The organism is Cohnella sp. GCM10027633 (assembly GCF_042675445.1).
GTDB lineage: Bacteria > Bacillota > Bacilli > Paenibacillales > Paenibacillaceae > Cohnella.
On the sequence record NZ_JBHTGV010000022.1, the window covers coordinates 27,011 to 50,826 of the forward strand.

Genomic DNA, 23,816 nt, shown 5'->3' on the forward strand with positions numbered 1-23,816 from the left:
GTTGACTTCCCGCTTATTGGAACCGGTTGACCGCTTGCTCGAGCTCCCGAATGCGGCTGGAGAGCGTAACCATCGCTTCCGCCACTCTTCTGACGGCGCTCATCTGCGCTTCGGCGATGCCCGCGACTTCCTGCGAACGCTCCGCGCTCGAATCCGAGATGGCTTCCGTCTCCATGACGAGCGAAGACAGCTCCTCGACGCGCGCGTTGATCTCTTGTCCGGCGGCCGCGATCTCGCGAAGCTCGCCTTCCATGTCCGCGATGCCCGAAGAGATGCCTTGGAACGCGCTGCCGGCCTCTTTCACGAGCGACGTGCCGCTCTGAACCTCGCGGTAGCCTTCTTCGATCGTCCGCACGACCTCGATGATCCCTTGCTGGACGTCGTCGATTCGCTGCGTGATTTCCTCCGCCGTCTTATTGGACTGCATCGCGAGCTTGCGAACTTCGTCCGCCACAACCGCGAAGCCGCGGCCATGCTCGCCCGCGCGGCTCGCCTCGATGTTCGCGTTCAGCGCGAGGATGTTCGTCCGGTGCGCTATGGCGGCTATCGCCTCGATCATCTGGCCGATCTGCGACGACTTGTCGTGCAGCATGCGCGCGTCCTTCACCGAAGTTTCCACCGCGGAGGCGATCCGCTCCATCTGACCGACCGCATGCTGGATCGTATCGTTGCCTTCTCCGGCATGCTTCGTCGCTTGCTCGGCGACCGCCGCGACGGACGTCGTGCGATCTCCGATGTGCATCATCTGGAGCTGGATTTCCCGGGTAACGTCCGTTCCGCGCCTCATGCCTTCGCGCTGGGAATCCGCGCCCGCGGCCACCTCCCGCATCGACTCGGCGATACGGTCCGCGCTCTCCGCCGCTTGATCCGCGTCGCCGGTTAATCGGCCGGCCGCCTCGGACGTTACGTGCGCGGTCGACCGGATGCCGGATACGAGCTTCTCCAGCTGCGCGGACATCGCTTCGAGCGACTGGGCGATCGTGCCGATCTCGTCCTCCCGCTTGCTATAGCGTTCGGGCAGCTTCTCGGACAGCTTGCCCGCGGATACGCCCTTCAGGAACTCCTCGAACTTCACGAGCGGCACGATGATGCGGCGGCGCAGAATCATGGCGATCAGGACGATGAGCGCGATGATGAGCACCGCGACGATGCCGCTCAGCTGGATCATCTCTCGCTGAACGGTTCCGCTCGCTTCCGCCGGCACGGACACGGACAGCTCCGCGACCGCCGCGCCGTTCAAGCCTTCGTGCGAGGACTTGACGACGCTGTATGGCGTGCCGTTCCGGTTAACCGTCCGGAAGGACGGTTCGTCCGATAGCGAAGGCAGGACGTTTCCTTCGGACAGCAACGCCTCCGTCTCGTCGTCGCTGCCGAGCTTCTGCCCGCTGTCGGACTTGATCGCGATGCCGGAATTCAATAACGTGCCGATGCCGGCCATCGCCTCGTCGGACACGAGCGATCCGAAGATGAGCACGCCCGACGGCGTCTCGACCGCTTGCTCGTCCGTAATGACGGACGCCGCCATGACGGCGAGCCCTTGGGAAGTCTGGATCATGCCGTACACGTCCGGCTTCTCCTTCAGCTTCTCGATGACGGACTTATCCGCGAGCTGGCCCGTGAATTCCGGCACGTCTCCGACCTGCGTTAGCACGACGCCTTCCGGGTCGGTCGTCACGACGAAGCTTAGGCCCGGAATGATGTCGAGCGAGACGTTCACGTTCTCTTCGATCCATGCGACGTCTTTATCCTTAACCGCTTGCCAGTTATCCCCCCACTTGGCGTTCGTGATCGTGGAACTCGACAGTTGCAAGCCGAGCTGGTCTACGAGCCGGTGAGCGGACGCGTTCACTTCGAGCGCGTGCGACTTCTCGATATCGTTTAAGTCCGAGCTTAACGTAGAATAATAGAACCATCCGACCGCCCCGAGAGGCAATAGCAGGACGACGATCATCAATAGCAACACTTGCACTCGCAAATAACTCCAAAACCTACGCTGGCTCCTCATTTTCCCTGCATCCCCCTGAACATTGCTAATCATACGAATTTGACGAACCGGTAGGTTTTTCCTGCTTATTTCCGAGGAAATAAGACAAAAAGCGCTATTTTTCTTCGGCCGACCCGGGCTATAATGGTGAACACGGAACCCAAACAGAAGGACAGGATGAGAAGACATCATGAATAAGAAGCTACTGCTCTCAATCGTCGTCGCCGTTATCGCGGCCGGAGGCATCTGGACGCAAGCAAGCGGCTTATCCGGCAAGAAGAACGCGGCCGATCCGGCCGAATCCGTCCCGTCGCAATCGCAGCCCGAACCGTCCGCCCCTCCGGAGGATGCGCATGTCATCGCCAGCCTGCCTGACCGAACGATCGAGAATCGCGACGGCGGTCTCGCCGTCGTTACGAACGCGTCCAGCACGCTCGTGCTGGCGAACAAGAAGCGGAATCTGCCCTCCGATTACGAGCCCGTCGATCTCGTCGTCCCGAACGTCGACTTCTCCTTCTCCGGCGACGCGCCGAAGAAGCAGCTGCGCCAAGAAGCGGCGACCGCTCTCGAAGCGCTGTTCGCCAAGGCGAAGGAAGACGGCATCGATCTGAAAGCCGTCTCCGGCTATCGTTCCTACGCGACGCAGCGGTCGTTGTTCGCCTACTACGCGGACAAGCACGGCGAAGAGGAAGCGACGCGCTTCAGCGCTCGCGCCGGGCAGAGCGAGCACCAGACCGGGCTCGCCATGGACGTGTCGAGCGCAAGCGTCGGCTACGGCCTCGAGGAGAGCTACGGAGAGACGACGGAAGGCAAGTGGCTCGTCGCCCATGCGGCCGACCACGGCTTCATTCTCCGCTATCCGAAGGGCAAGGAAGAGATTACCGGCTACCAGTACGAGCCGTGGCACATTCGTTTTGTCGGAACCGACGTCGCGAAGCGGATCATGGACGAGGGTACGACGCTGGAGGAGTTTTTCGACTCGGTGGCGGTGGAAGTCGCCCGATTCGAGTCGGCCGCGACGGAGTAATCAACCGCAATCATTCGTTACTGCCGGCCCCGGCACCGAGATTCTATCGGTGCCGGGGCTTTTTATGCCGGTCGGCATAGGTACCTCTACCAAAAAATAAGCCCGCCGGACGATCCGAAGATCGCCGACAGGCATCATAACAAATTCTCTTACATGCCCAGCCACTTCTTGAACAAGTGCTTGGTCGTGTCTTTGTTCATCGCGGCGATCGACGTCGTCAGCGGAATGCCCTTCGGGCACGAGCGCACGCAGTTCTGCGAGTTGCCGCAGCCCTCGATGCCGCCCTCTTCCATGAGCGCTTCCAGACGCTCGTACGCGTTCATCTCGCCCGTAGGATGGGCGTTGAACAAGCGTACTTGCGAGATCGGAGCCGGTCCCATGAAGCTGCTGCGGTCGTTCACGTTCGGGCAAGCCTCGAGGCATACGCCGCACGTCATGCACTTGGACAGCTCGTACGCCCATTGGCGCTTCGCTTCCGCCATGCGCGGACCCGGTCCGAGATCGTACGTGCCGTCGATCGGAATCCATGCTTTGACCTTCTTCAACGATTGGAACATGCGCTCGCGGTTGATCACGAGGTCGCGAACGACCGGGAACGTGCTCATCGGCTCGAGTCGGATCGGCTGTTCAAGACGGTCGATCAGCGCGGAGCACGCTTGGCGCGGCTTGCCGTTGATGACCATCGAGCATGCGCCGCACACTTCCTCCAAGCAGTTCGACTCCCAGCATACCGGAGCCGTCTTCGCGCCGTCCGCCTTGACGGGATTGCGCTGGATTTCCATGAGAGCGCTGATGACGTTCATGTTCGGACGGTAAGGAACCTCGAACTCCTCCGTGTAAGAGGAGGCTTCCGGTTGATCCCGGCGCGTAATGATGAATTTGACGGTACGTTGTGCCGTTGCCGTGTCTGCCATCGTTTAGCCCTCCTTCTTCTTGTTCGCGGAATAGTCGCGCGTACGCGGCTTGATGAGCGATACGTCGACGTCTTCGTAGGAGATTTGCGGGCCTTCCGCGGTCCACTTCGCCTTCGTCGTCTTCAGGAACTTGTCGTCGATGCGGTCCGGGAACTCCGGCTTGTAGTGCGCGCCGCGGCTCTCGTCGCGCATGAGCGCGCTCACCGTCATCGATTCCGCGAGCTCGAGCATGTTCCACAATTGACGCGTATACGCCGCTCCCGCGTTGTTCCACTTGATCGTATCGTTGATGTTGATCTTCGTATAACGCTGCTTAAGCTCCTTGATCTTGTCGATCGTCTGCTGCAGCTTGTCGTTGTGGCGAACGACGGTCATGTTGTTCGTCATCCACTCGCCGAGTTCCTTGGAGATGACGTACGCGTTCTCGCTGCCGTCCATCTTCGTGATGGCGTCGTACTTCGAAGCTTGCTTGTTGCGCTCGCGCTCGAACACGCTCTCGGCGATGTCCTCCGCGGACTTCTTGAGGCCTTTGATGTACTCGATCGCTTTGGGTCCCGTCACCATGCCGCCGAAGATCGCCGACAGGAGCGAGTTCGCGCCTAGACGGTTCGCGCCGTGGTATTGATAATCGCACTCTCCGCAGGCGAATAGGCCCGGGATGTTCGTCATCTGGTTGTAGTCGACCCACAGTCCGCCCATCGAATAGTGGACCGCCGGGAAAATTTGCATCGGGATCTTCCGCGGGTCGTCGCCCATGAACTTCTCGTAAATCTCGATGATGCCGCCGAGCTTCACGTCGAGCTCCTTCGGATCTTTATGCGACAAGTCGAGGTAGACGCGGTTCTCGCCGTTGATGCCGAGCTTCTGGTTGACGCAGACGTCGAAGATCTCGCGAGTCGCGATATCCCGCGGCACGAGATTGCCGTACGCCGGATACTTCTCTTCGAGGAAGTACCAAGGCTTGCCGTCCTTGTACGTCCAGATCCGTCCGCCTTCGCCGCGAGCGGATTCGCTCATGAGGCGGTTCTTGTCGTCGCCCGGAATCGCCGTCGGGTGAATCTGGATGAACTCGCCGTTCGCGTAGTAGACGCCTTGTTGGTACACCGCGCTGGCTGCCGTGCCCGTATTGATGACCGAGTTCGTCGTCTTGCCGAAAATAATGCCGGGACCGCCCGTCGCCAAGATGACCGCGTCGCCGCGGAACGTAACCGACTCCATCGTGCGCAGGTCTTGCGCCGAAATGCCGCGGCAGACGCCGTCGTCGTCGAGCACCGCTCCCGTGAACTCCCAGTGCTCGAACTTATGCACGAGACCGGCCGCTTCCCAACGGCGAACTTGCTCGTCCAACGCGTACAGCAGCTGTTGGCCCGTCGTCGCGCCCGCGAACGCCGTGCGGTGGTATTGCGTGCCGCCGAACCGGCGGAAGTCCAGCAAGCCTTCCGGCGTGCGGCTGAACATAACGCCCATCCGGTCCATCAAGTGGATGATGCCCGGCGCCGCTTCGCACATCGCCTTGACCGGCGGTTGGTTGGCGAGGAAGTCGCCCCCGTATACCGTATCGTCGAAGTGCTCCCACGGAGAGTCGCCCTCGCCCTTCGTATTAACCGCGCCGTTAATGCCGCCTTGCGCGCACACCGAGTGCGAGCGCTTGACGGGCACGAGCGAGAACAGATCGACGCGCATGCCCGCTTCGGCCGCTTTTATCGTTGCCATGAGACCGGCGAGACCGCCGCCTACGACTATCACTTTGCCTGTAGCCATTACGTGTTCTTCCTCCCTATCCGGTTCTGCCTCGGCCGAACCGTCTATCGATGCGTATGATTACCCTGCCGTTACGGACGCGATCGTTGCAGCCGCCGCATCGAACTCGTCTCCGCGGAAAGCGAAGAGCGACAGCAGGAACATGACCGCCACGATGACGAAAATGACCATGCAGATGTTCGCGGATACTTTCTGAGCGCGCGGACCTACCGTAATGCCCCAGCTGACCAGGAACGCCCAGATGCCGTTCGCGAAGTGGAACGTTGCCGCGATTACCGCGATAATGTAGATGGTAAAGACGACCGGATCGCTTACGATGTCGTGCATGTGCGAGCCCAGTTCATCGTACGTCGTGTTGCCGAACGTCACTTGAAGTCTCGTCGTATAGACGTGCCACGCGACGAAGATGAACGTGATGACCCCGGTAATGCGCTGCAGCGCGAACGCCCAGTTGCGCGAGTAGCTGAACCGGCCCATGTTCAAGTCGGATTGGAACGCCATATACAGTCCGTATACCCCGTGGAACAGAATCGGCAGCCAGATGATGAACAGCTCCAGGAAGAACAGCAATGGCATGCCATGCAGGAAATCGATGCTGTCTTTAAACCCCTGCGGTCCTTCTTCATATGCGGAGTAGTTCGTCAACGCGTGCTCGACCAAGAACAAGCCGAGCGGGATGACGCCGAGCAAGGAGTGTAGCTTGCGCGGTAAGTAAGAATTCCCTTTCATGTCCGTATACTTCTCCTTTCGTGACCCGTGCGTTTGTCGTCCGGAGACGGAATTATGGATGTTCACCCATTCGTCACCAGACGTCACCGCCTTTAAGGTTACTCTATTTTCGCTTATAATGGAACTGCTTATTTTTTATTATAACTTATAACGAATGCGCATATCGAACGACGATTCGACAACGAAGGAGCATCGGATAATGCTTGAGGACATGCGAATATTCGCGACGGTCGTGGAACAAACGAGCCTGAACAAAGCCGCGGAACGCCTTAACGTCTCCCAGCCCGCGCTATCCCGGCGGATCGCCAAGCTGGAGGCAGAGCTCGAGGTCACGCTGTTCCGCCGCATCGGCAAGCGGCTGGAGCTTACCCCCGCCGGACAGCTCACCTACGAATTCGCGCTGGAGCTGCGCCGGTTCCACGGCGGTTACCTGCAGAAGCTGAACGCCTTTAAGTCCGCCGAGTCGCCCGTAGCGACGATCGGGGCCAGCCTGACCACCCTCCAGACGACGCTGCCCGAGTTGATTACCGCGATGACGGAGAAACATCCTCAGCTCGAGATCAAGGCGATCACGGGCAAATCGCACGAGATCGTGACGCTCGTGAAGGAACGCAAAGTCGACTTCGGCCTCGTCGGATCCGCCGTCATCGATCCGGCCATTACAAGTTTACCCTTATTTGAAGATCATCTCATACTCGTGCTCCCAAGAACGCACTATATATTAGAGAGAACGCAGCTGGCGATGAACGACCTGAACGGATTGCCGATGATTCTGTTCGCGCCGGGCACTTGGTATCGCACGCATACGGACGAGCTGTTCCGCAAGTACAAGGTCCAACCGGACGTGCGGATGGAGATCGACTCGTTCGAAGCGATCATTCGCCTGCAGTCCGCTTGCCGGGCAGGGACGTTGCTGCCGAAGTCGTACTTGCGCGAGCAACTGCTGGAAGACAACGACTTGTATCTCGTCCGCATTCCCGAGCTGGAGGCGACGAAGCGAACGACCTCGATCATCCACGGCGATCCCGCCTGGATCGCGCCGGCCACGCGATACTTGATCGAGGAAATGACCGCTTATTTCAAGCGTTGAGCGAAATCGGCGAATGCAGTCCCGGCGCGGCTTCGACGCCGATTACCGGGATTTGCCGGTTCCAACCGCCCGCCTGCTGTGTTAACCTCTACAAGAATAAAAAACGGGCCTAAACCGCCAGGTGCGGGGGAAAAAGAAGTAAAGTACGCGAGGACGGAACGATCGCATGACCGCTTGGTTCCGTTCGGACTTACTCGGGGTGAATCGTATCGTATGGAATGGCAATCGTGCCGCTCGACGTCTCGTAGGGTTGATCTCCCAATCCGAACCCGACAGCTAACCTCGCCGGCCCTAGATCTTAGGAGGCAACGCATTGATGAAAGACGCAAGGAAGAAACTCGCCGCCCGCGCGGCGTCGCTCGTACTGGGCGGCGCCCTGCTCGTCCCCGCGTTGACCGCTCACGCGGCAACGTCGCACGTCGCATCAGACACGACGACGTTCTGGAAACTGTCCCAGTATTACGATATTCCGGTCCGGCAGTTGCTGGATGCCAACCCGAACATAGATCCGCAGAACGTATACGCCGGCTTGAGGCTCGCGATTCCGGGAGACGGAACGGTATCGGCGAAGTCCGCCGAAGAGCCGTCCGTAACGGCGCAATCGATCACGACGACGGCGGGCCGATCGCTCGCCTTCTCGAAAGTGCTCGACATCAAGGCGACCGCTTACTCCGCTTCCGCGGAAGAGAACGGCCCTTGGGGCCCCGTCGACTACTTCGGCGACGCGCTTAAGCTCGGAACGATCGCGGTCGATCCGTCCGTCATCCCGTTCGGCTCGAAGCTGTATATTACGGGCTACGACTTTAACGGCTTGCCCGTCGGCGGCATGGTCGGCACCGCGACGGACAAAGGCGGAGCGATCAAAGGCAATCGCATCGACATCTTCGTGCCCGGTTCCCGCTCGTTCGTGTCCGGCTTCGGCGTTCAGAACGTGAAGGTGTATATCCTGAAATAACGGTTACGGTTATTCCGAGGCTCCCGGAGGCAAATTCAACATTTGCTTCAGGGAGCCTTCGTTCGTCCGCTCGGCCGGAATGCCGAGCAGCTCGGTCAACGCGACCGGCTCGTAATGGTGCTCCCGCAGCCAATCGATGATGCGCGGAAGCGCCTTGACCGTCCCCGCCAAGCTTTGCCCTTCCCCGCCGCCCGCGTGCATCAGGATCACCGATCCCGGACGCACCGCCTTCGTCACGTTGCGGAATACCTCGTCGGCCGTCAATTGCCGCCAGTCCGCCGAATCGACGTCCCAGTTCACGACCGTGTACCCTTGCGCCTTCGCCCATTCGAGCTGCTCGGGCATGATTTCGCCGTAAGGCGGCCGCACGAGCTTCGGCCGGTAGCCGATGATGCCCGAGATGACCGTCTCCGCGCGGGTAATCTGCGACTTGACCTTATCGAGCGGAAGCTTGGAGAAGTCCGGATGGCTGTAAGAATGGTTGCCCACGTCATGCCCTTCCCGTTGAATGCGCCGCAGCAGATCGGGATGCTTCTGGCTGCGCGTGCCCATCGCGAAGAAGGTCGCCTTCACACGCTTCTTTTTCAAGACGTCGAGCACTTGCCCCGTGAATCTCGGATCCGGAACATCGTCGAACGTCAACGCCACCTTCCGGACTTCCCGGGACGCGGACAGCACGAACACCCCTTCGAATCGGCGCTCGAGCTCCGTCCACTGAATGCCCGGCGGGACGGCTTCCGCCCTGCGCGCAAGCCCCGCGAAACTTAAAAAGGCGACGGTGCCCGCCAGCACCATCACCGCGATTCTTCTACCCCTACCTGTCATTGCGCCACCCTCCCGGGACCGTTCGTCTCCCTATATCCTGAGCGAGTGGCAATGATTTCATACCCGTGCAATCGATCGTCTATCGGTTGATCGACTCCTGGAATTGTTCGATCTGCTGGTTCGTCCCGATGACGACCATGACGTCTTTCTCCGCGAGCACGTCCTTCGCGACCGGAGCGATAATGATGCCCTTCGGCTTATTGATCGCCACGATGCTGCAGCCGAACCGTCCTCTCGGATTGACGTCGTCGAGCGACTTGCCCGACAGGCATTGCGGCACGGCAAGCTCCGCGATCGTGTATTGCTTGGATAGTTCGATGTAATCGAGCAGGTTCGGCGACACGAGCTGGTGCGCCACGCGAACGCCCATGTCCCGCTCCGGATAGATGACGCGATCGACGCCCATCCGCTCCAGCACGCGTCCGTGCAAGTCGGACACCGCCTTGGCGACGACCTTCTTGACTCCGAGCTCCTTCAGCAGAATCGTCGCGAGGATGCTTGCCTGGATGTCGTCGCCGATCGCGACGACGCCGCAGTCGAAGTTGCGGGCCCCGATCGAACGGAGCACCTCTTCCTCCGTCGCGTCCGCCACGACGACGTGCGTCAGCACGTTCGACAGCTCTTGGACCGTCTCTTCGTCGCGGTCGACGCCGAGCACCTCGTAGCCTAATTGGATGAGCTCGCGGCCGATGCTCGAACCGAAGCGGCCTAAGCCGATAATGACGAATTGATTAAGTCTCATGTGCGTTGCTCCTACCCGATTATGATTTTACCTTCCGCATGACGGAACCTCGCTCGCTCCGGCTTCGGCGCCAACGCATAGGTCAACGTGAGCGGCCCGAGCCTGCCGACGAACATCAGCATAATAATGGTTAGCTTGCCCGGTAACGTCAAATCCCCCGTCAACCCCATCGACAGGCCGACCGTGCCGAACGCCGACGTCGCTTCGAACAGGATTTTCAGGAACGCCGCGTCCTCCGTCGTGCACAGGATCATCGTTCCGAGCATCACGATGCCGATACAGAACAACGTAACGGTAACGGCCTTATATACGCGCTCCTGCGCGAGCCGCAGACGGAACAGCACGACGTCCTCCTTGCCCCGGATCATCGCCAGCACCGCGCCGAACAGAACCGCGAACGTCGTCGTCTTGATGCCGCCTCCCGTCGAACCGGGAGACGCCCCGATGAACATCAATATAATAATGAAGAATTGCGTCGCCTGGCGGAAATCCGCGACGTCAACGGTCGTGACGCCGCCCGAGCGCGTGGTGACCGATTGGAACAGCGCGTCGAGCAGCTTCTCTCCGATGTGCTTGTCGCCGACGGAGTTCGGATTCGTATATTCGAATACGAAGATGATAAGCATTCCGAGAACGATCAGCGCGCCGCTAACGGTAAGGACGACTTTCGTATGAAGCGACAGCCTGCGCCGGGCGTTACGGTGCCTTAAGTCGAATAAGTCGGAAAGGACGATGAACCCGAAGCCGCCGAGAATGATGAGAGCCATCGACAAGAGGTTCATATAGAGATCGCCCGAGTAGCGGGAGAAGCTGCTGAAGTCGCCCGATAGGTCGAAGCCGGCGTTATTGAAAATCGAGATCGAGTGGAACACGCCATGATAGAGCGCCTGCCCGAAGCTCATGTCGAAGCTGAATCGGATTGTGAACAGCGCCGCGCCGACCGATTCGATCGCGAGCGCGAAGAAGACGACCTTGCGGACGAGCCGCACGAGACCTTCGATGCTGCCCTGATTGAGCGACTCTTGCAGAATCAGTCTTTCCTTCAAGGAGATGCGCCTTCTCAGAATGAGCGCGAACAACGTCGCCATCGTCATGAAGCCGATGCCGCCGACCTGCACGAGAAGGAGAATGACCCAGTGGCCGAACGTGGAGAACTGGGAGCCGGTATCATGGACGACGAGTCCGGTGACGCAAGCGGCCGATGTCGAAGTGAACAAGGCGTCTATGTAAGAGATCGACTTCCCGTCCGCTGAGGCGATCGGCAGCTTGAGCAACTGCGCGCCTAAGAAGATGACGAAGGCGAAGCCGAGCAGCAGCGTTCTCGGGGGAGATGCGCTGAACCAGCGAATGACTTTATTGAACATGCCGTATTCCCCTCTGCTAATAGCTCTCGAACGCACAAAAAAGAAGCACTGGAGCTCCAATGCTTCGCGTTAGCATGCGAGTCCTGTTCCGTGCAGCCTGCGAGGTTAGCTGTCGGGTTCGGGCTCGAAACAGACGCGCCCTATCCGCCGCTCGGCTTCGAGCGGACTGGAATTCACCCCGGGATCTCCGAATACAATAGCTTGTACCGGCGATCGGTTGGTTCCCCCGTTTTCCGTGAAGAAATTCGGCTGGTTCTTTTATAGGATCGTTCATGGACGTACCATCGAATTATATGCTTTCCGGGTAGACGTAACAACATCAAAAAGGAGGCAAACAACCGCGTTTCGCCGATAATTAGCACCGTTACCTCATCCGATCCGTCGCTCATGCGTCCGCACATCGATTATCGACGGCTTTTCTTTCATTTTCGCCAAAAATACGAGATACTTAAGGGATAATTCGGGACGCCGGGACGACCCGGTCCCCTGAAACCGTTTACTTCACGCCTTACCACGAAAGGATGCGTAGGCATATGCCCGCACATGATCAGGATACACTGTCCCGCCGATGGGTGTGGACCGCCGCGATCGGCTTGGCTCTCTTCCTTCTCATACAAGTTCTGCCGACTTCCCTGCAGGTATTCAAGACCGAGGATCACGACGTCTTAACCCGCGCCCAAGCGGAGAATAAAGCGCTGTCCGCGGCCGCGGACAGATTCGGCGTCGCGCGCTCCGACGTGTCCGAGACGACCGTAACTCACCTGTCGGATAGCGACGCGGTCGGTTATTACAGTAAGAACGATCTTGGGAAGGCGTACGACGATCGCCTGGACGCGACGATGCCGACCGATTACTACCGCGTCGATCTGCATCTGGCCGGCGATGGCGGCACCTTGCGCCTGCTGCTCCACCTGGAAACCGGCAGTCTCGTCGGTTGGCGGCACGCCGCGGTTGCAGGGGCTTCCGCGGGCGGCGCCGCGCCTGCGTTGGAGAGCGGCGGCGGGGCGGAACAAGCGGCTCGCGCACTCCACTATGCCGAAGCGTGGGGCGTTCATGGCGACGACTGGGAATGGACCGGCCGAACGCAGCCGGACGGCAGCTCCTTGTTCGTCTCCAAGAAGCCGCTGGGCGAAGCGGAACCGTGGCTGAGCGTGCGCGCGCCTGCCGGTTTCGAAGCGACCGCTTCCTCCCTGCCTCCTTGGAAAGGCGGATTCGTCGTATACGGCACGCAGCTTCCGGCGGAGTTTCTTAGCTATATGGATAAGCAAGAGCATCTCGCTTCCGAGTGGTCCAAGTACGGGTACATCTTGCCGGAGCTGTTCATGCTCGTCTGCGCGATCGTCGCGGCGGGAACGTACGTCGGGCATAGCTCGTACCGTAGAGGCATTTTCCTGGCCGGCTTGTTCTTCGTGCTCTACGTCGCCTATTCGTACAACATGATCCCCGGCATGCGCGCCAGCGTGATGGGGGTATCGACCGACAAGTCCGACGCATTCGATCCGACCTTGCTTACCGTGAGCATCATCATCTATGGCGCGATGGCGTTGCTCACGTACTTAGCCGCCGTCGGCGGAGACGGTTTGTGGAAGTCGATGGGCTATTCGCTGTGGCCGAGATGGAAGGAAGCCGGATATGGCAACGCGGTGCTGAAAAGCATGAAGACCGGCTACTTCCTCGCCTTCATTCTGCTCGGCGCGCAATCGGTCGTGCTCATCGTGCTGGAGCAATCTCTCGGGTCGTTCGCCTCCTCCGATCCTTCGCAGTCCATGTACAACATGACGTATCCGTTGCTGCTGCCGGTGCTCGCATGGTGCGCCGGCATCTCCGAGGAGCTACAGAGCCGCCTGTTCGGCATCGGTCTGTTCCGCAAATGGTTCGTAGGCGGCGCGCGCAAGCTGCTTCGCCGGGAACCGTCGGCTCGCGCCGCTTCCTGGCTGACGTTCGCCGCCATGGTGCCGCCGGGCTTGCTGTGGGCGTTCGGGCACGTCGGCTATGCGGTGTATCCGGTGTACACGCGCGTCATCGAGCTGGTGCTGCTGTCGCTATTGTTCGGCTGGTTCATGCTTCGCTTCGGCCTCATGGCCGTCATCTTCGCCCACGTGACGCTCGACGCCGTCCTCATGGGCGTGCAGATGATGACCGACGGGTTGCCGGGCGATTACTGGGGCGGATTGTTCAGCCTCGTCATGCCGGGGCTCGCCGGCCTCGCGATCTGGCGGCTTCATCGAATGCTCCGGCGTCCGGGTTCCGCGTAAAGTTTGTCGCCAGGCTGGAGCTATGGCACGGCCGGCGATCGTGAGGGGCTGCGTTGCAGCGCTTATCGTCACTATCCCTTCGGGTCAGAGGACGCTGAAGTTCGGTTGGGTCGAACAGCAGGCGCGGATTGCGGGCATTATATCGCTTATCGTCACTATCTCCTCGGGTCAGGGGACGCTGGAGATCGGTTTGGTCGAACTGCAGGTGCGGATAGCGACGGTTGGCGTACTGTAGTTTGGATTGCTCAAACTGTAGGCGATGTTTACTTCAATTCGCGAGCTGCAGTTCGGGTTAGTCGAACTGCAGGCGCGAATTGCGGCGGTTGGCGTGCTATAGTTTGGATTAGTCGAAGTGCATACCAAAAAGGCAGTCTTTCTAGGAAGATCATCCCCCGTGGGGTCTCTTCCAGAAACGACTGCCTTTTTAACTCGATGCCACCGCGCTATTGCGAGAAATCCCGCCACTCTCGCCTCAGTAACTCGACGCCCCCGCGTTATTACGAGCAACCTCGCCACTCTCGCCTCAGTAACTCGATGCCACCGCGCTATCCGTACCCGTGTGGCTGCTCCGCGCCCGCTACTCCGCGTTCAACGCCTCTAGAATACGCGCCGCCAACGCCTCGCCGATGGAGACCGCCTTGAAGTCCTCGGGCTTCGCTTCTTTAATCGCCTTCAACGAGCCAAAATGCTTGAGCAGCTGCTTGCGGCGCTTCTCCCCAATGCCCGGAATGGCGTCGAGCTTGGAGGCGACCATTCCTTTCGCCCGCTTCTCCCGGTGGAACGTGATCGCGAAGCGATGCACCTCGTCTTGGATGCGCGTCAGCAAGTAGAACTCCTGGCTGTCGCGCGCGAGCGGCACGGGCTCCGGCGGATCGCCGACGAGCAACTCCGCCGTTCGGTGCTTGGCATCCTTGGCAAGGCCGCACACCGGAACATCGAGACCGAGCTCGTTCGAGAGCACGTCCATGACCGAGGCGATATGCCCCTTGCCGCCGTCGATAACGATCAGGTCCGGCAGCGGCAGTCCTTCCTTCAGCACCCGCTCGTAACGGCGGCGAACGACTTCGCGCATCGTCTCGTAATCGTCGGGACCTTCGACCGAACGCACATTGTACTTGCGGTACTCTTTCTTATCCGGCTTCCCGCCGACGAACACGACCATCGCCGACACCGGCGACGCGCCTTGAATGTTCGAGTTGTCGAACGCCTCGATCCGGTTCGCGCTCGGAATGCCGAGCAGCTCGGCCAAGCCGTCCGCCGCCTTCACGGTGCGCGTCTCGTCCCGCTCGATCAGCTTGAACTTCTCCTCGAGCGCCACGCGCGAGTTGTCGCATGCCATCGCGACGAGTTGCCGCTTCGAGCCGCGCTGCGGGAACGCCACCCTGATCTTCAGCCAGCGGCGCAGCGAATCGCCGAGTTCTCCGCCCGTCTCGGCGACGACTTCCGCGCCCGCTTCCCCGCCGCCGGCGGCATCCTCTGCCGCCAACGTGGCGACCGCGCTCGCTCCGGTCAAGCCCGCGGACGGCACATCCGCCGCCAGAGCCTCCTCCTCGGGAGGCAGCGGCAACAGCATCTCGCGCGGAAGCGCCGGATTATCGCTGTAATACTGGGTAACATAGCTGAGAAAATCGTCGTAAGGATCCCCGTAGTAAGGGAACACGGACATGTGGCGTTGGTTCATTTTGCCTTGGCGCATGTAGAGAATCTGCACGCACATCCAACCCTTGTCGACGGCGTAACCGAACACGTCGCGGTCCATCGCGTCGGTCATGTTAATCGTCTGCTTCTCCATGAGCGCGTCGATCGCCGTCATCTGGTCGCGGAATTCCCGCGCCCGCTCGAACGCCAGCTCCTCGGCCGCTTCCTCCATCTTGCGCTTCAGCTCGCGCCGAATGTCGGCATGGCCGCCGTTCAGGAACCGCGCGATCTCCGCGATCATCTCGTCGTACTTCGCCTGATCGACCGTATATTCGCACGGCGCGACGCATTGGCCGAGATGATAGTACAAGCACACTTTGTCCGGCAGCACGTTGCACTTGCGCAACGGGTACAGCCTGTCGAGCAGCTTCTTCGTCTGCTGGGCCGCGAACGCGTTCGGATACGGGCCGAAATATTTGCCTTTATCCTTCACGACCCTCCGCGTAACCTCGAGCTTCGGATGCGCTTCGTGCGTGATTTTCAGATAGGGAAACGACTTATCGTCCTTAAGCAGCACATTGTACCTCGGGTTATGCTCCTTGATCAGGTTGCACTCGAGAATGAGGCACTCGGTATTGCTCGCGGTGACGATATATTCGAAATCCCGGATTTCCGAGACCAGCTTCTGCGTCTTCCCGTCGTGGCTGCCGTTGAAGTACGAGCGCACGCGGTTCTTCAGCACCTTCGCCTTGCCTACGTATATGATGCGGCCTTCGCCGTTCTTCATCAGGTAACAGCCCGGCTGATCCGGCAATAACGCCAGCTTGTGGCGAATGTTCGCCATCGCTTCCTCTCGGCTTACGGCCGGAGGCGTCGTATGATCCATGCGGGGCACCCCGTTCTCTTCGTCTTGCGGCGTCCGGGGACATGCGTCCGCCAGAACATCCGTTCCTCCATTGTACCACAGACGGGAGCCGTTGCGGATTCGCCTGCGCCCCCGATGTCGCAAACTTGTCACAACGCTCGACTTGCACGTCTTTACAACAAAAAGCGAAGTTGGGTATACTATCAGTATCGAACGTCTCAGGAGGCTTACCATGGAAAACGTGAGAGATCCGCGCCAACACATTAACGAAGAACCGCGCGACGACTTGCAAGACACGACAATGGGCTTTATCGGCATGTTCGGCTTCATGTTCGTCGTGTTCACCGTTGCGGTTGTCATTAAATTTATCATTTCGTAACTCCGGCCTAACCAACGAACGAAAAAAAACGCATTCCGAATCCCCGCGGGGAACCCGGAATGCGTTTTTTTTCGTTCCCTTGCTTCGTTAATCGATCAAGCCGAGCCACTTCCAATACGGCACGCTCGCCAGTACCGCCGCCATCGCCGCAGCCGCGTAGCCGAGCGCCATCCACTGGCCTTGCCGATGGCTGAACGACTTCCCTTCCGCGCTGTAATAGGCGGTCAAATACGTCGGCGATTGATATGCGAAGAAGAACGGATCGGTCGACAGCAGAATGACGAACACGAGCACCCACGGATGGATGCCGGCCTGCTCCGCCAGCGGAAGCAACGCCACGACGAGCAGAATGAGCGCCGGATCGTCGCGCACGACGAACGTGACGACGAACGATAGCAGCATGACCGCCGCGAGGAACAGGACCGGTACGTCGATGAACGCCGACATCTTGTCTCCGAGGTACGACGACATCGCTTCGACGATGCCGAGTCTCTTCGCGGCTTCGGCGAAGCTGAACGCGATGCCGATGAACAGCAGGAACGTCCAATCCACGCCCGTCTTCAGCGTCTGCGCGTCGAGCGTCTTCGTCAGCACGAGCATGGCGAACCCGACGAGCATGACCCACGCGTTATCGATGCCGTGCAGCGGCTGCAAGATCATGAGCGCGATGCAGCCGACGACGGTCCATACGGTGACGAGCTCTTCCTTCGACAGCTTGCCGATCAGCCGCAATTGATCGTCGAGCACCTCTTGCGAGATCGGCTTGGCGGACGAGACGTTGCGGAACTTCAGGAACAGGAACGCCAGGATAAGACCCGCGAACAAGAGAAACGCGGGTAGCGCGTACAAGAACCATTCGAACCAGTTCGGCGTCTTCCCGCCTCCGACAAGGCCGAACGCCATCACGTTGCTATAGGATCCGGTCAGCACGAACGGCGCGAGGAAGCCGTAGAACACCATGGCGGCGAGCCCGAGCCCCGCCGCGCCGTCGCTGCGGTCCTTGAAGCCCATCGACTCCGACAGCGTACGTGCGATCGGCACGCCAAGCGTCACCTTCGCGGAGGAAGACGGGATGAGCGGATTCAGCAGCGTGCCGCCGGCCACGATGCCCCATAACTGGCCGCGGTAGTTCGCCGGGAACCGCTTGAGGGCGTGCAGCGAAAGCCGGAACAGAATGCCGGATTTCGTGATGGTCGCTCCGAGGGCAAGAATGAACAGCATGTACAGCCACGTCGTCGATGAGAAGCCCGACAGCGCCACCTCCGGCGGAACCAAGCCGCCGAGCACCCAGAACATCGCCATGACGAGCGCGACGATATAGTCGGGGATGACGTTCACGATCCACAGTGCGACGGCGGCCAGCCCGATGCCGATGAAGTCCATGCCGTGCCGGGACAGTCCGGCGACCGGATCGGCGAAGTGGAAATAACCGAGGCACGTGGCCGCGACGAGCAGCGCGACCAACCCGCTCCACCGGTTGCCGCCGAGCAGGCTGCCGGCCTTGGACGCCAGATCCTTCGTGAGCTGGCGGTCCAGCTTCTGCTTCGCGAGCCGGTAGGCGCGTTCACCGGCTTCGGCGTCCGATTCCGTCGAAGCCGCTCCCGCGGCGCTTCTTGGCGCCGTCGCCAGCGCCTCCGCCATCGCGAGATGCTCGAGCGCCTTCGCTTGCATGCCGAGCGCGCGGCATATCTCCGCCGCGCGCTCGTGCAGCAGCACGAGCTGCCCCGTTCCGAAACCCAACCCCTTCGCGTCCAGCGCCGCCTCGGCTCTCGCGAACCCCGCTTCCCGCGCGTGCGCCGCGCAATAACGGAGATAGCGATCCAGCACCGCGAACCTCGCGCCCCCGAGCGCCTCGATGGGACAGCGGTCCAGCGCGTCGAAGCCGTCGTACGGCTCCGGCGCCGACTCGGCCGCGCCGATCGCGTCGTCCCACAGCTCCGCTTCGGCGTACATCCGTATCGCCGCGGCCCATTCGCCGTCGGCGCGCCACATCCGCGTCGCCGTGTCGCGAAGCTCGCCGAGCTGCGCAGCCGTCATGCGCGCCGCCAAGCTCGCGCGAAGCGTGCCGCGCACGGCCGGCGCGATCGCGAACCATTGCGCGGCATCGGCGGTGCTACCCGGCGAGTCATCCTCGCCGTTCGCTCCCTGCTCTTCCTGCCTGCCGCTCAAGCCCGGATCGAACCGGATGAACTCCTCCGGGCGAGACAGCCAGTCGCCGATCCGGTCCACCTCTTCGATGCCGAGCAAGTCGCGCGCCAGCTTTCTGTTCATCCGCGGGAACAGCGAGCAAGCCTCTAGGAATCGCCGCCAATCCCCCGGCATATCTTCCAATGCTTGCGCGATCCATCTCGCCTTCGCTTCGTTCGATTGCTGCAGCCGATCGTTCGTCTGGACGAGCCGCGAGGACAATAGTCCGATGAAGTAGGTAGAAATGAGCGGGTGCTCGACGATCAGCTTCTCGAATATGTCCTTATCCATCACGAACAGCACCGCGGGCGTCGCGGTAACCGCCGTCGCCGACCTCGCTTCCCCCGTCAGCAGCGCCATCTCGCCGAGCGTATCCCCGTCGCTCAGCATCGCCAGCGGCTGGCTGGCCCCGCCCGGCAGCGCGGTCGACAGCTGCACCTTGCCGCGCTCGATCAGGAACATGCTGTCCCCGGGATCGCCTTGCTCGAACAACCGGCTGCCCGCCGGGAGCTCTCTTTTATCCAACCTGCCTAATATTTTCGCGAGCTCGATGTTCGACAGCCCGTTGAATATACGAAATTCCGTTATCGTCGCCATTGTTAAATATATCCTTCTCCTAGCAATAATTCCTTCTCTACTATTTTACAATATCGGTGTCGAATTATATAGATTCCCGTCGCTCGGATCGCACAAAAAACAGCCCGGTCGCCCGGACTGTTCGCGTATCGTACGATCCGTTAGCCATTGGTCGACCAGAACTGCGCAAGTACGTTTTGCACTTCCTGAGGTCTCTCGTTGAGTGCAATTGACCATTGTGCCCCGTTTGTTATATTCAACGAAGCCATTGATTGAATAAGTTGCTCTACCTGCGTGTTGTATAGGACGCTGCCCTGTGCTTCTAATCTCTCGAGTTGATATCTGCTACCTCTAAACCAGTTCTTAAGCGTGACTTGATCTCCTGCCCCCGGTTTTTCGATAGTTAAGTCGTTTCCTTTCTTAGCGAATACTAACTCTCCCGAGGCAAAATCCAGTTGCAGCGTGTCCATGTTACCGTCAGTTTGATCGTCATCAACAATTGTCTCTATTCCGTACCCTCGTCCGAAAATGTAAGTATCATCACCTGTCGAACCGACCAAGTAATCATCTCCCGATCCGCCATCCATCACGTCTTCCCCGACGCTACCGTACAATTTATCCACCTCCATCTCCACCATATAACAGGTCGTTCCCACCGTTGCCGTAAAGTAGATCATCTCCGGCTAAGCCATAAATCATATCGTCAGTATCAAACCCGCGTAATGTATCTGCCATTTCCGTGCCCCTCATTTGCGATGCTCTTGCATTTAAATCCGACACCCCCCATATTGTCCCGTCCGCAAATTCGACTTGTTCGATTTGATACTTGGCGTTAGCGAAGAAATTCTGAACGGTTACTTTAAGATCCGATTCAAGTTTACCAAGAATAAGATGATTGCCCGTACGAGACACATTAACTTCATCTGGAAGAATAGATTCATGCATTTGAATGCGATCCACATTGCCGATAGTCGCATCGTCTTCGACAATGGTTCCATTGACTAAGCTTTCAATTTGGTAGATATCGTTTCCTTTGCCGCCGGAAATATAATGATTCGTTCCGTGCAGATCAAAAAGATCGTCCCCGTCCATGCCGTACAACTTGTTACTGTTGCCATGTACCTCAAAATAATCATTACCACCACCGGCACGAGCCGTATTCTCGTCATAGTAGATTCTGATCGAATCGTCATTGCTACCGCTCGTAACCGAAATACCACTAGAACTGAATAGTTCGATCTCGTTATCGCCATTACCCATATTAACGGTAGAATTGTGCATACCAACGAACGTAGCAATATCGTTTCCAGTTCCTGTCGTCACCTTGTTGTTCATTCCATATCCCAAAGTAAATTCATTGTTGCCGTGGCCTAGTTCAACAATACTATCACTCACTACTGCATAACTGATATAATCATCGCCTGATCCGGTTCGAATATGCACATTCCTGTTGTCACCATTGATGTGCACACTATTGTTTCCGTTTCCGAGCAATATTTCATTATTCAAACTCATTGAATAGGCATTCAGCGTAACACTGTCATCCTGATTGCCGGCCGTTATGATGTTGTTATTGGAAGCTCCATTAATATAAAGCTGATTATTTCCTCCCTTTAAATCAAATTTGTTATTATTGTTCGGCAATAAATAGTTGGTATTTACACCAATATCATCAATACCATTTCCTCCATACACTTCCGTGTCGCTAGCTCCGACATTAAACTGTGTTCTATTATTCCCTGCTCCAAACCTCACTATATTCCTTGATGAGTATTCATTAAATTGAGCTCTGGCCTCGTCAGATGCCGCAGAATTGAAAACAATATTGTTATCTGTGGCCTTACCCCAGAATCCAACTTCACTGTTACCCGTGCCGAAAATTACCGTATTATTTTCAGCAGCATCCATCCAGACTGAATTATTACCATTGCCAGTCTGTATGAAATTCTCACTAATCCCATTATTGCTATGGATACTAACTCTGTCATTTCCATTATTTACTGTTATTTCATTTTGATGAAACCCTTCATTGGAAGAATAGGCGGCAATATTAATTTCATTTCCACCGTTGCCACCCGTAATTATATTGTTTCTTCCGCCACCTGATGTATTTAACCTATTTGCACCTTCATCCAGCCAGATTCTATTACCGCTTAAATCTCCGCCAAAGTAGACATTTTCATCTCCTTCGCCACTTATCAATGTGTTTGAATTACCACCTCTTAATAAATAGATTTGATCGTTCCCGGCCCCGCCATGCAGCAGGTTCCCATCCCCTCTGTCAAGAAAAACAAGTGAATCGTTGCCATCGCCCCCAACGAGCGTGTTCATATCTCCGCCTTGCTGCATAAGCAGATTGTCATTTCCTAAGCCACCATGCAAAATATTACCGTTACCCTTGTTTAAGACAACGATAGAATCATTTCCCGCATCTCCTGATATTCGATTATCGTCTCCAGCTCCGCTAATTTGATCATCGCCATTACCGCCGAAGAGATAGTCTCCCCCTCCATTTCCGACAATTTTATCATCGCCGTCCATTGCCTGAATAACATCGGAATCCTCGCTTCCCGTTAGCTCATCGTTGCCCGTGGTCCCCTCTGCCGTGTTGGGCATGCTTACTTGAATGAGCCATGATAGATCCGTGGTTAGTTGTCCATCCGTTCTAGCTTCAATAATGGCTTTCAGCGCCTCGAGTTCCTCAGAATCAATCCCCGAGCCGCCTCCCGTTCCTCCGGAATACGCATCAATAAGCTGCGGCAAAGACACGTTGCTGAATGTTTTTTTTCCGACAATATAAGCATTGAAGCTCTCTGTGAGGCTGAAAGATTCGTATTCCATGCGAGAAGGATCGGCATCCCACCGATACACCAATCTTACGTTTTCAACCTTATTGTCAGCTTTCCCGATCTTCCAGTTTTGGATGACAATCGAGTCCATGGTAATGGTTCCATTTATGTAAAAATCAAGCCTTAACTGATTGCCGGAGTAAGATACTTTTACATTTTCAGAAGTATATCCACCGAAGATAGACAACGAGTCATGGTCAGAACCCGTTTCCTGAATCGTGACCACCCCGTCTCCGCGAAAATAGGAGTACGTATCTCTTCCCATTCCGCCATCCAGCAACGAAGGACCATAAAGATTGCTTTTGGTCAGAAAATCATCGCCGCTGTTCAAGGAAAGAAGTCCGTCTTCATACATTTCAACTAATTTATACGGCTTAACTTGCTCGATTTTTTTAGAATTGTTAAACTCAATTTGCTCAACATTCATGAAATTTTTTAATGTAATTTTATCCGTACTGTTTTTAAAGTTAAGAGTAACATCGTACCCTTCTCTTGTAATATACACATCCTTCAATGAATATCCGTTAATCGTGATCTTATCTCTCAATCCTAAAGTTTCATAGACAATATCTTTTCCGAATCCTTTTGTAAACACATAATGATCGTTTCCCCCGCCACCCCTTAAATAATCATCGCCTCTCCCGCCTTCAAGGGTGTCATCGCCGTTTCCACCGTATAGTACATCATCGTTGTCCCCGCCATACAACTTGTCATTGCCTCGCTGTCCGAAAATAATATCATTGCCGCCATAGCCGTAAAGGCTATCGTCGCCTTCTCTACCGAGCATTAGGTTATTCTCGTTATTTCCCGTAAGAATATTATTCCCTTCTGTTCCGCTTCTAAAGCGAATTGGCACATAAGCATGGGAATCTTGAACCATGCTGAAGAATAAATCGCCAAGCAGTTCGAAGAAATTGTCGACCGCAGGAAGTGCACCAAACTCATATTTCCCTACTCCGGGAATCGTCATCGCGCTTGTTCTCATGAGAGGTTCTAAGAAATCTTTCATATAGTAATCAATAACCCCAGCCATGTTGGAGTTCTTCTGAGTCGCTTTGCTTAAGTCAAAGTCTCCTGTCTGACTATTAACGTAGTCTGCGTGTTTATTTTCATCAAAATCAACCAACGACCCTAGACTTGATGGATTCTCATGATACAAAAAGTGTTTCGCATCATGTCTTCCGAAAAGCATCTTGGCGAAGTAACTTTGAAAATTTGTCCATGAATCAAACGTTACATCAGTGCTTAACTGATCAAAAGGGAACCCTTTGTTGAAAACGTAGGTTTTGCCTAGATGGGTCCCGAAATTTCCCACAAGATCCGATGATATTACATAATTGACAATCGAATTATTGTACATGCTAGGATTATGAGCAGGCTCAAATGTCACTCCGGGGGCATTAAATGTAACTGCCGTTAACCCATGTGAAGTCGCTGCAGAAGTATTCCAATAGTTTGCGGCAACCAAACTGGCAACATAGCCGCCAAGTGATTGACCGGTAATCGTAATATTGCTGCCGTTCGATGCCTGCTGCATAATAGAATCTATGGGGTCTGTCAATAATTTTGTGTAAACTCTCTTATGGGAACCTCCCCCGAGGGGGAGAACGAAGCTCTTACGGCAGATATTGGCCAATTCGTTCTGGATAAAATACGGATAACTGGAGGAGAATTTG

The 23,816-nt window shown here is 57.1% G+C and carries 16 protein-coding genes and 2 riboswitches; of the genes, 5 read left to right on the forward strand and 11 right to left on the reverse strand.

Annotated elements, in window-relative coordinates; all coding sequences use genetic code 11:
- Window positions 1-13: 13 nt before the first annotated feature.
- Window positions 14-1,969 carry a methyl-accepting chemotaxis protein gene (locus ACFQZG_RS26885; protein WP_378157817.1) on the reverse strand — a complete coding sequence of 652 codons (1,956 nt, stop codon included), beginning with the start codon at window positions 1,967-1,969 and terminating at the stop codon, window positions 14-16.
- 205 nt (window positions 1,970-2,174) lie between these two features.
- On the opposite strand from ACFQZG_RS26885, the gene ACFQZG_RS26890 reads away from it, so the two are divergent.
- Entirely contained in the window at window positions 2,175-3,011 is an 837-nt protein-coding gene (locus ACFQZG_RS26890; RefSeq protein WP_378157818.1) for a M15 family metallopeptidase, read from the forward strand.
- A 149-nt stretch (window positions 3,012-3,160) separates the two neighbouring features.
- Here the strand turns inward: ACFQZG_RS26890 and sdhB are convergent, their stop codons facing one another.
- Genes sdhB through ACFQZG_RS26905 form a run of 3 tightly spaced genes read right to left on the reverse strand, consistent with a single transcriptional unit; the run spans window position 3,161 to window position 6,415 of the window.
- The gene (gene sdhB / locus ACFQZG_RS26895) at window positions 3,161-3,925 is read right to left on the reverse strand and encodes a succinate dehydrogenase iron-sulfur subunit (RefSeq protein WP_378157819.1); all 765 of its coding nucleotides are present in this window, start codon (window positions 3,923-3,925) and stop codon (window positions 3,161-3,163) included.
- Between the two features lie 3 nt (window positions 3,926-3,928).
- On the reverse strand, window positions 3,929-5,686 hold the full coding sequence (sdhA, locus tag ACFQZG_RS26900; RefSeq protein ID WP_378157820.1) for a succinate dehydrogenase flavoprotein subunit: 1,758 nt from the start codon (window positions 5,684-5,686) through the stop codon (window positions 3,929-3,931).
- A 60-nt stretch (window positions 5,687-5,746) separates the two neighbouring features.
- Window positions 5,747-6,415 (reverse strand): succinate dehydrogenase cytochrome b558 subunit, encoded by a 669-nt coding sequence (locus ACFQZG_RS26905; RefSeq protein WP_378157821.1) that lies wholly within the window; start codon window positions 6,413-6,415, stop codon window positions 5,747-5,749.
- 199 nt (window positions 6,416-6,614) lie between these two features.
- Here ACFQZG_RS26905 and ACFQZG_RS26910 point away from each other — a divergent pair, with 199 nt between their 5' ends.
- Window positions 6,615-7,505 carry a LysR family transcriptional regulator gene (locus ACFQZG_RS26910; protein WP_378157822.1) on the forward strand — a complete coding sequence of 297 codons (891 nt, stop codon included), beginning with the start codon at window positions 6,615-6,617 and terminating at the stop codon, window positions 7,503-7,505.
- Between the two features lie 96 nt (window positions 7,506-7,601).
- A riboswitch (cyclic di-AMP (ydaO/yuaA leader) is annotated at window positions 7,602-7,812 on the forward strand.
- A gap of 9 nt (window positions 7,813-7,821) precedes the next feature.
- Window positions 7,822-8,460: a 3D domain-containing protein gene (locus ACFQZG_RS26915; protein WP_378157823.1), complete on the forward strand. Its 639-nt coding sequence runs from the start codon at window positions 7,822-7,824 to the stop codon at window positions 8,458-8,460.
- Between the two features lie 9 nt (window positions 8,461-8,469).
- On the opposite strand, the gene ACFQZG_RS26920 is transcribed toward ACFQZG_RS26915, so the two are convergent.
- The 3 genes from ACFQZG_RS26920 to ACFQZG_RS26930 form a co-directional block, all read right to left on the reverse strand.
- Window positions 8,470-9,285, reverse strand: coding sequence for a polysaccharide deacetylase family protein (locus ACFQZG_RS26920; RefSeq protein WP_378157824.1), 816 nt, complete (start codon window positions 9,283-9,285; stop codon window positions 8,470-8,472).
- Between the two features lie 79 nt (window positions 9,286-9,364).
- Window positions 9,365-10,027 (reverse strand): potassium channel family protein, encoded by a 663-nt coding sequence (locus tag ACFQZG_RS26925; protein ID WP_378157825.1) that lies wholly within the window; start codon window positions 10,025-10,027, stop codon window positions 9,365-9,367.
- A gap of 11 nt (window positions 10,028-10,038) precedes the next feature.
- Entirely contained in the window at window positions 10,039-11,391 is a 1,353-nt protein-coding gene (locus ACFQZG_RS26930; RefSeq protein WP_378157826.1) for a TrkH family potassium uptake protein, read from the reverse strand.
- Between the two features lie 79 nt (window positions 11,392-11,470).
- Window positions 11,471-11,652: riboswitch (cyclic di-AMP (ydaO/yuaA leader) on the reverse strand.
- A gap of 272 nt (window positions 11,653-11,924) precedes the next feature.
- On the opposite strand from ACFQZG_RS26930, the gene ACFQZG_RS26935 reads away from it, so the two are divergent.
- The gene (locus tag ACFQZG_RS26935; RefSeq protein WP_378157827.1) at window positions 11,925-13,646 is read left to right on the forward strand and encodes a hypothetical protein; all 1,722 of its coding nucleotides are present in this window, start codon (window positions 11,925-11,927) and stop codon (window positions 13,644-13,646) included.
- Window positions 13,647-14,223: 577 nt separating this feature from the next.
- On the opposite strand, the gene uvrC is transcribed toward ACFQZG_RS26935, so the two are convergent.
- Window positions 14,224-16,170 (reverse strand): excinuclease ABC subunit UvrC, encoded by a 1,947-nt coding sequence (gene uvrC, locus ACFQZG_RS26940; protein ID WP_378157828.1) that lies wholly within the window; start codon window positions 16,168-16,170, stop codon window positions 14,224-14,226.
- 211 nt (window positions 16,171-16,381) lie between these two features.
- Between uvrC and ACFQZG_RS26945 the strand changes: the two genes are divergently transcribed.
- Window positions 16,382-16,528 carry a YqzM family protein gene (locus ACFQZG_RS26945; protein ID WP_378157829.1) on the forward strand — a complete coding sequence of 49 codons (147 nt, stop codon included), beginning with the start codon at window positions 16,382-16,384 and terminating at the stop codon, window positions 16,526-16,528.
- Window positions 16,529-16,615: 87 nt separating this feature from the next.
- Here the strand turns inward: ACFQZG_RS26945 and ACFQZG_RS26950 are convergent, their stop codons facing one another.
- The 3 genes from ACFQZG_RS26950 to ACFQZG_RS26960 form a co-directional block, all read right to left on the reverse strand.
- A complete protein-coding gene (locus tag ACFQZG_RS26950; RefSeq protein WP_378157830.1) occupies window positions 16,616-19,312 on the reverse strand; it encodes an SLC13 family permease in 2,697 nt (898 codons plus the stop codon).
- Between the two features lie 140 nt (window positions 19,313-19,452).
- The gene (locus ACFQZG_RS26955) at window positions 19,453-19,914 is read right to left on the reverse strand and encodes a calcium-binding protein (protein WP_378157831.1); all 462 of its coding nucleotides are present in this window, start codon (window positions 19,912-19,914) and stop codon (window positions 19,453-19,455) included.
- On the reverse strand, window positions 19,907-23,776 hold the full coding sequence (locus tag ACFQZG_RS26960; protein WP_378157832.1) for a calcium-binding protein: 3,870 nt from the start codon (window positions 23,774-23,776) through the stop codon (window positions 19,907-19,909). Before ACFQZG_RS26960 ends, ACFQZG_RS26955 begins: the two co-directional genes overlap by 8 nt.
- Between the last annotated feature and the right edge of the window lie 40 nt (window positions 23,777-23,816).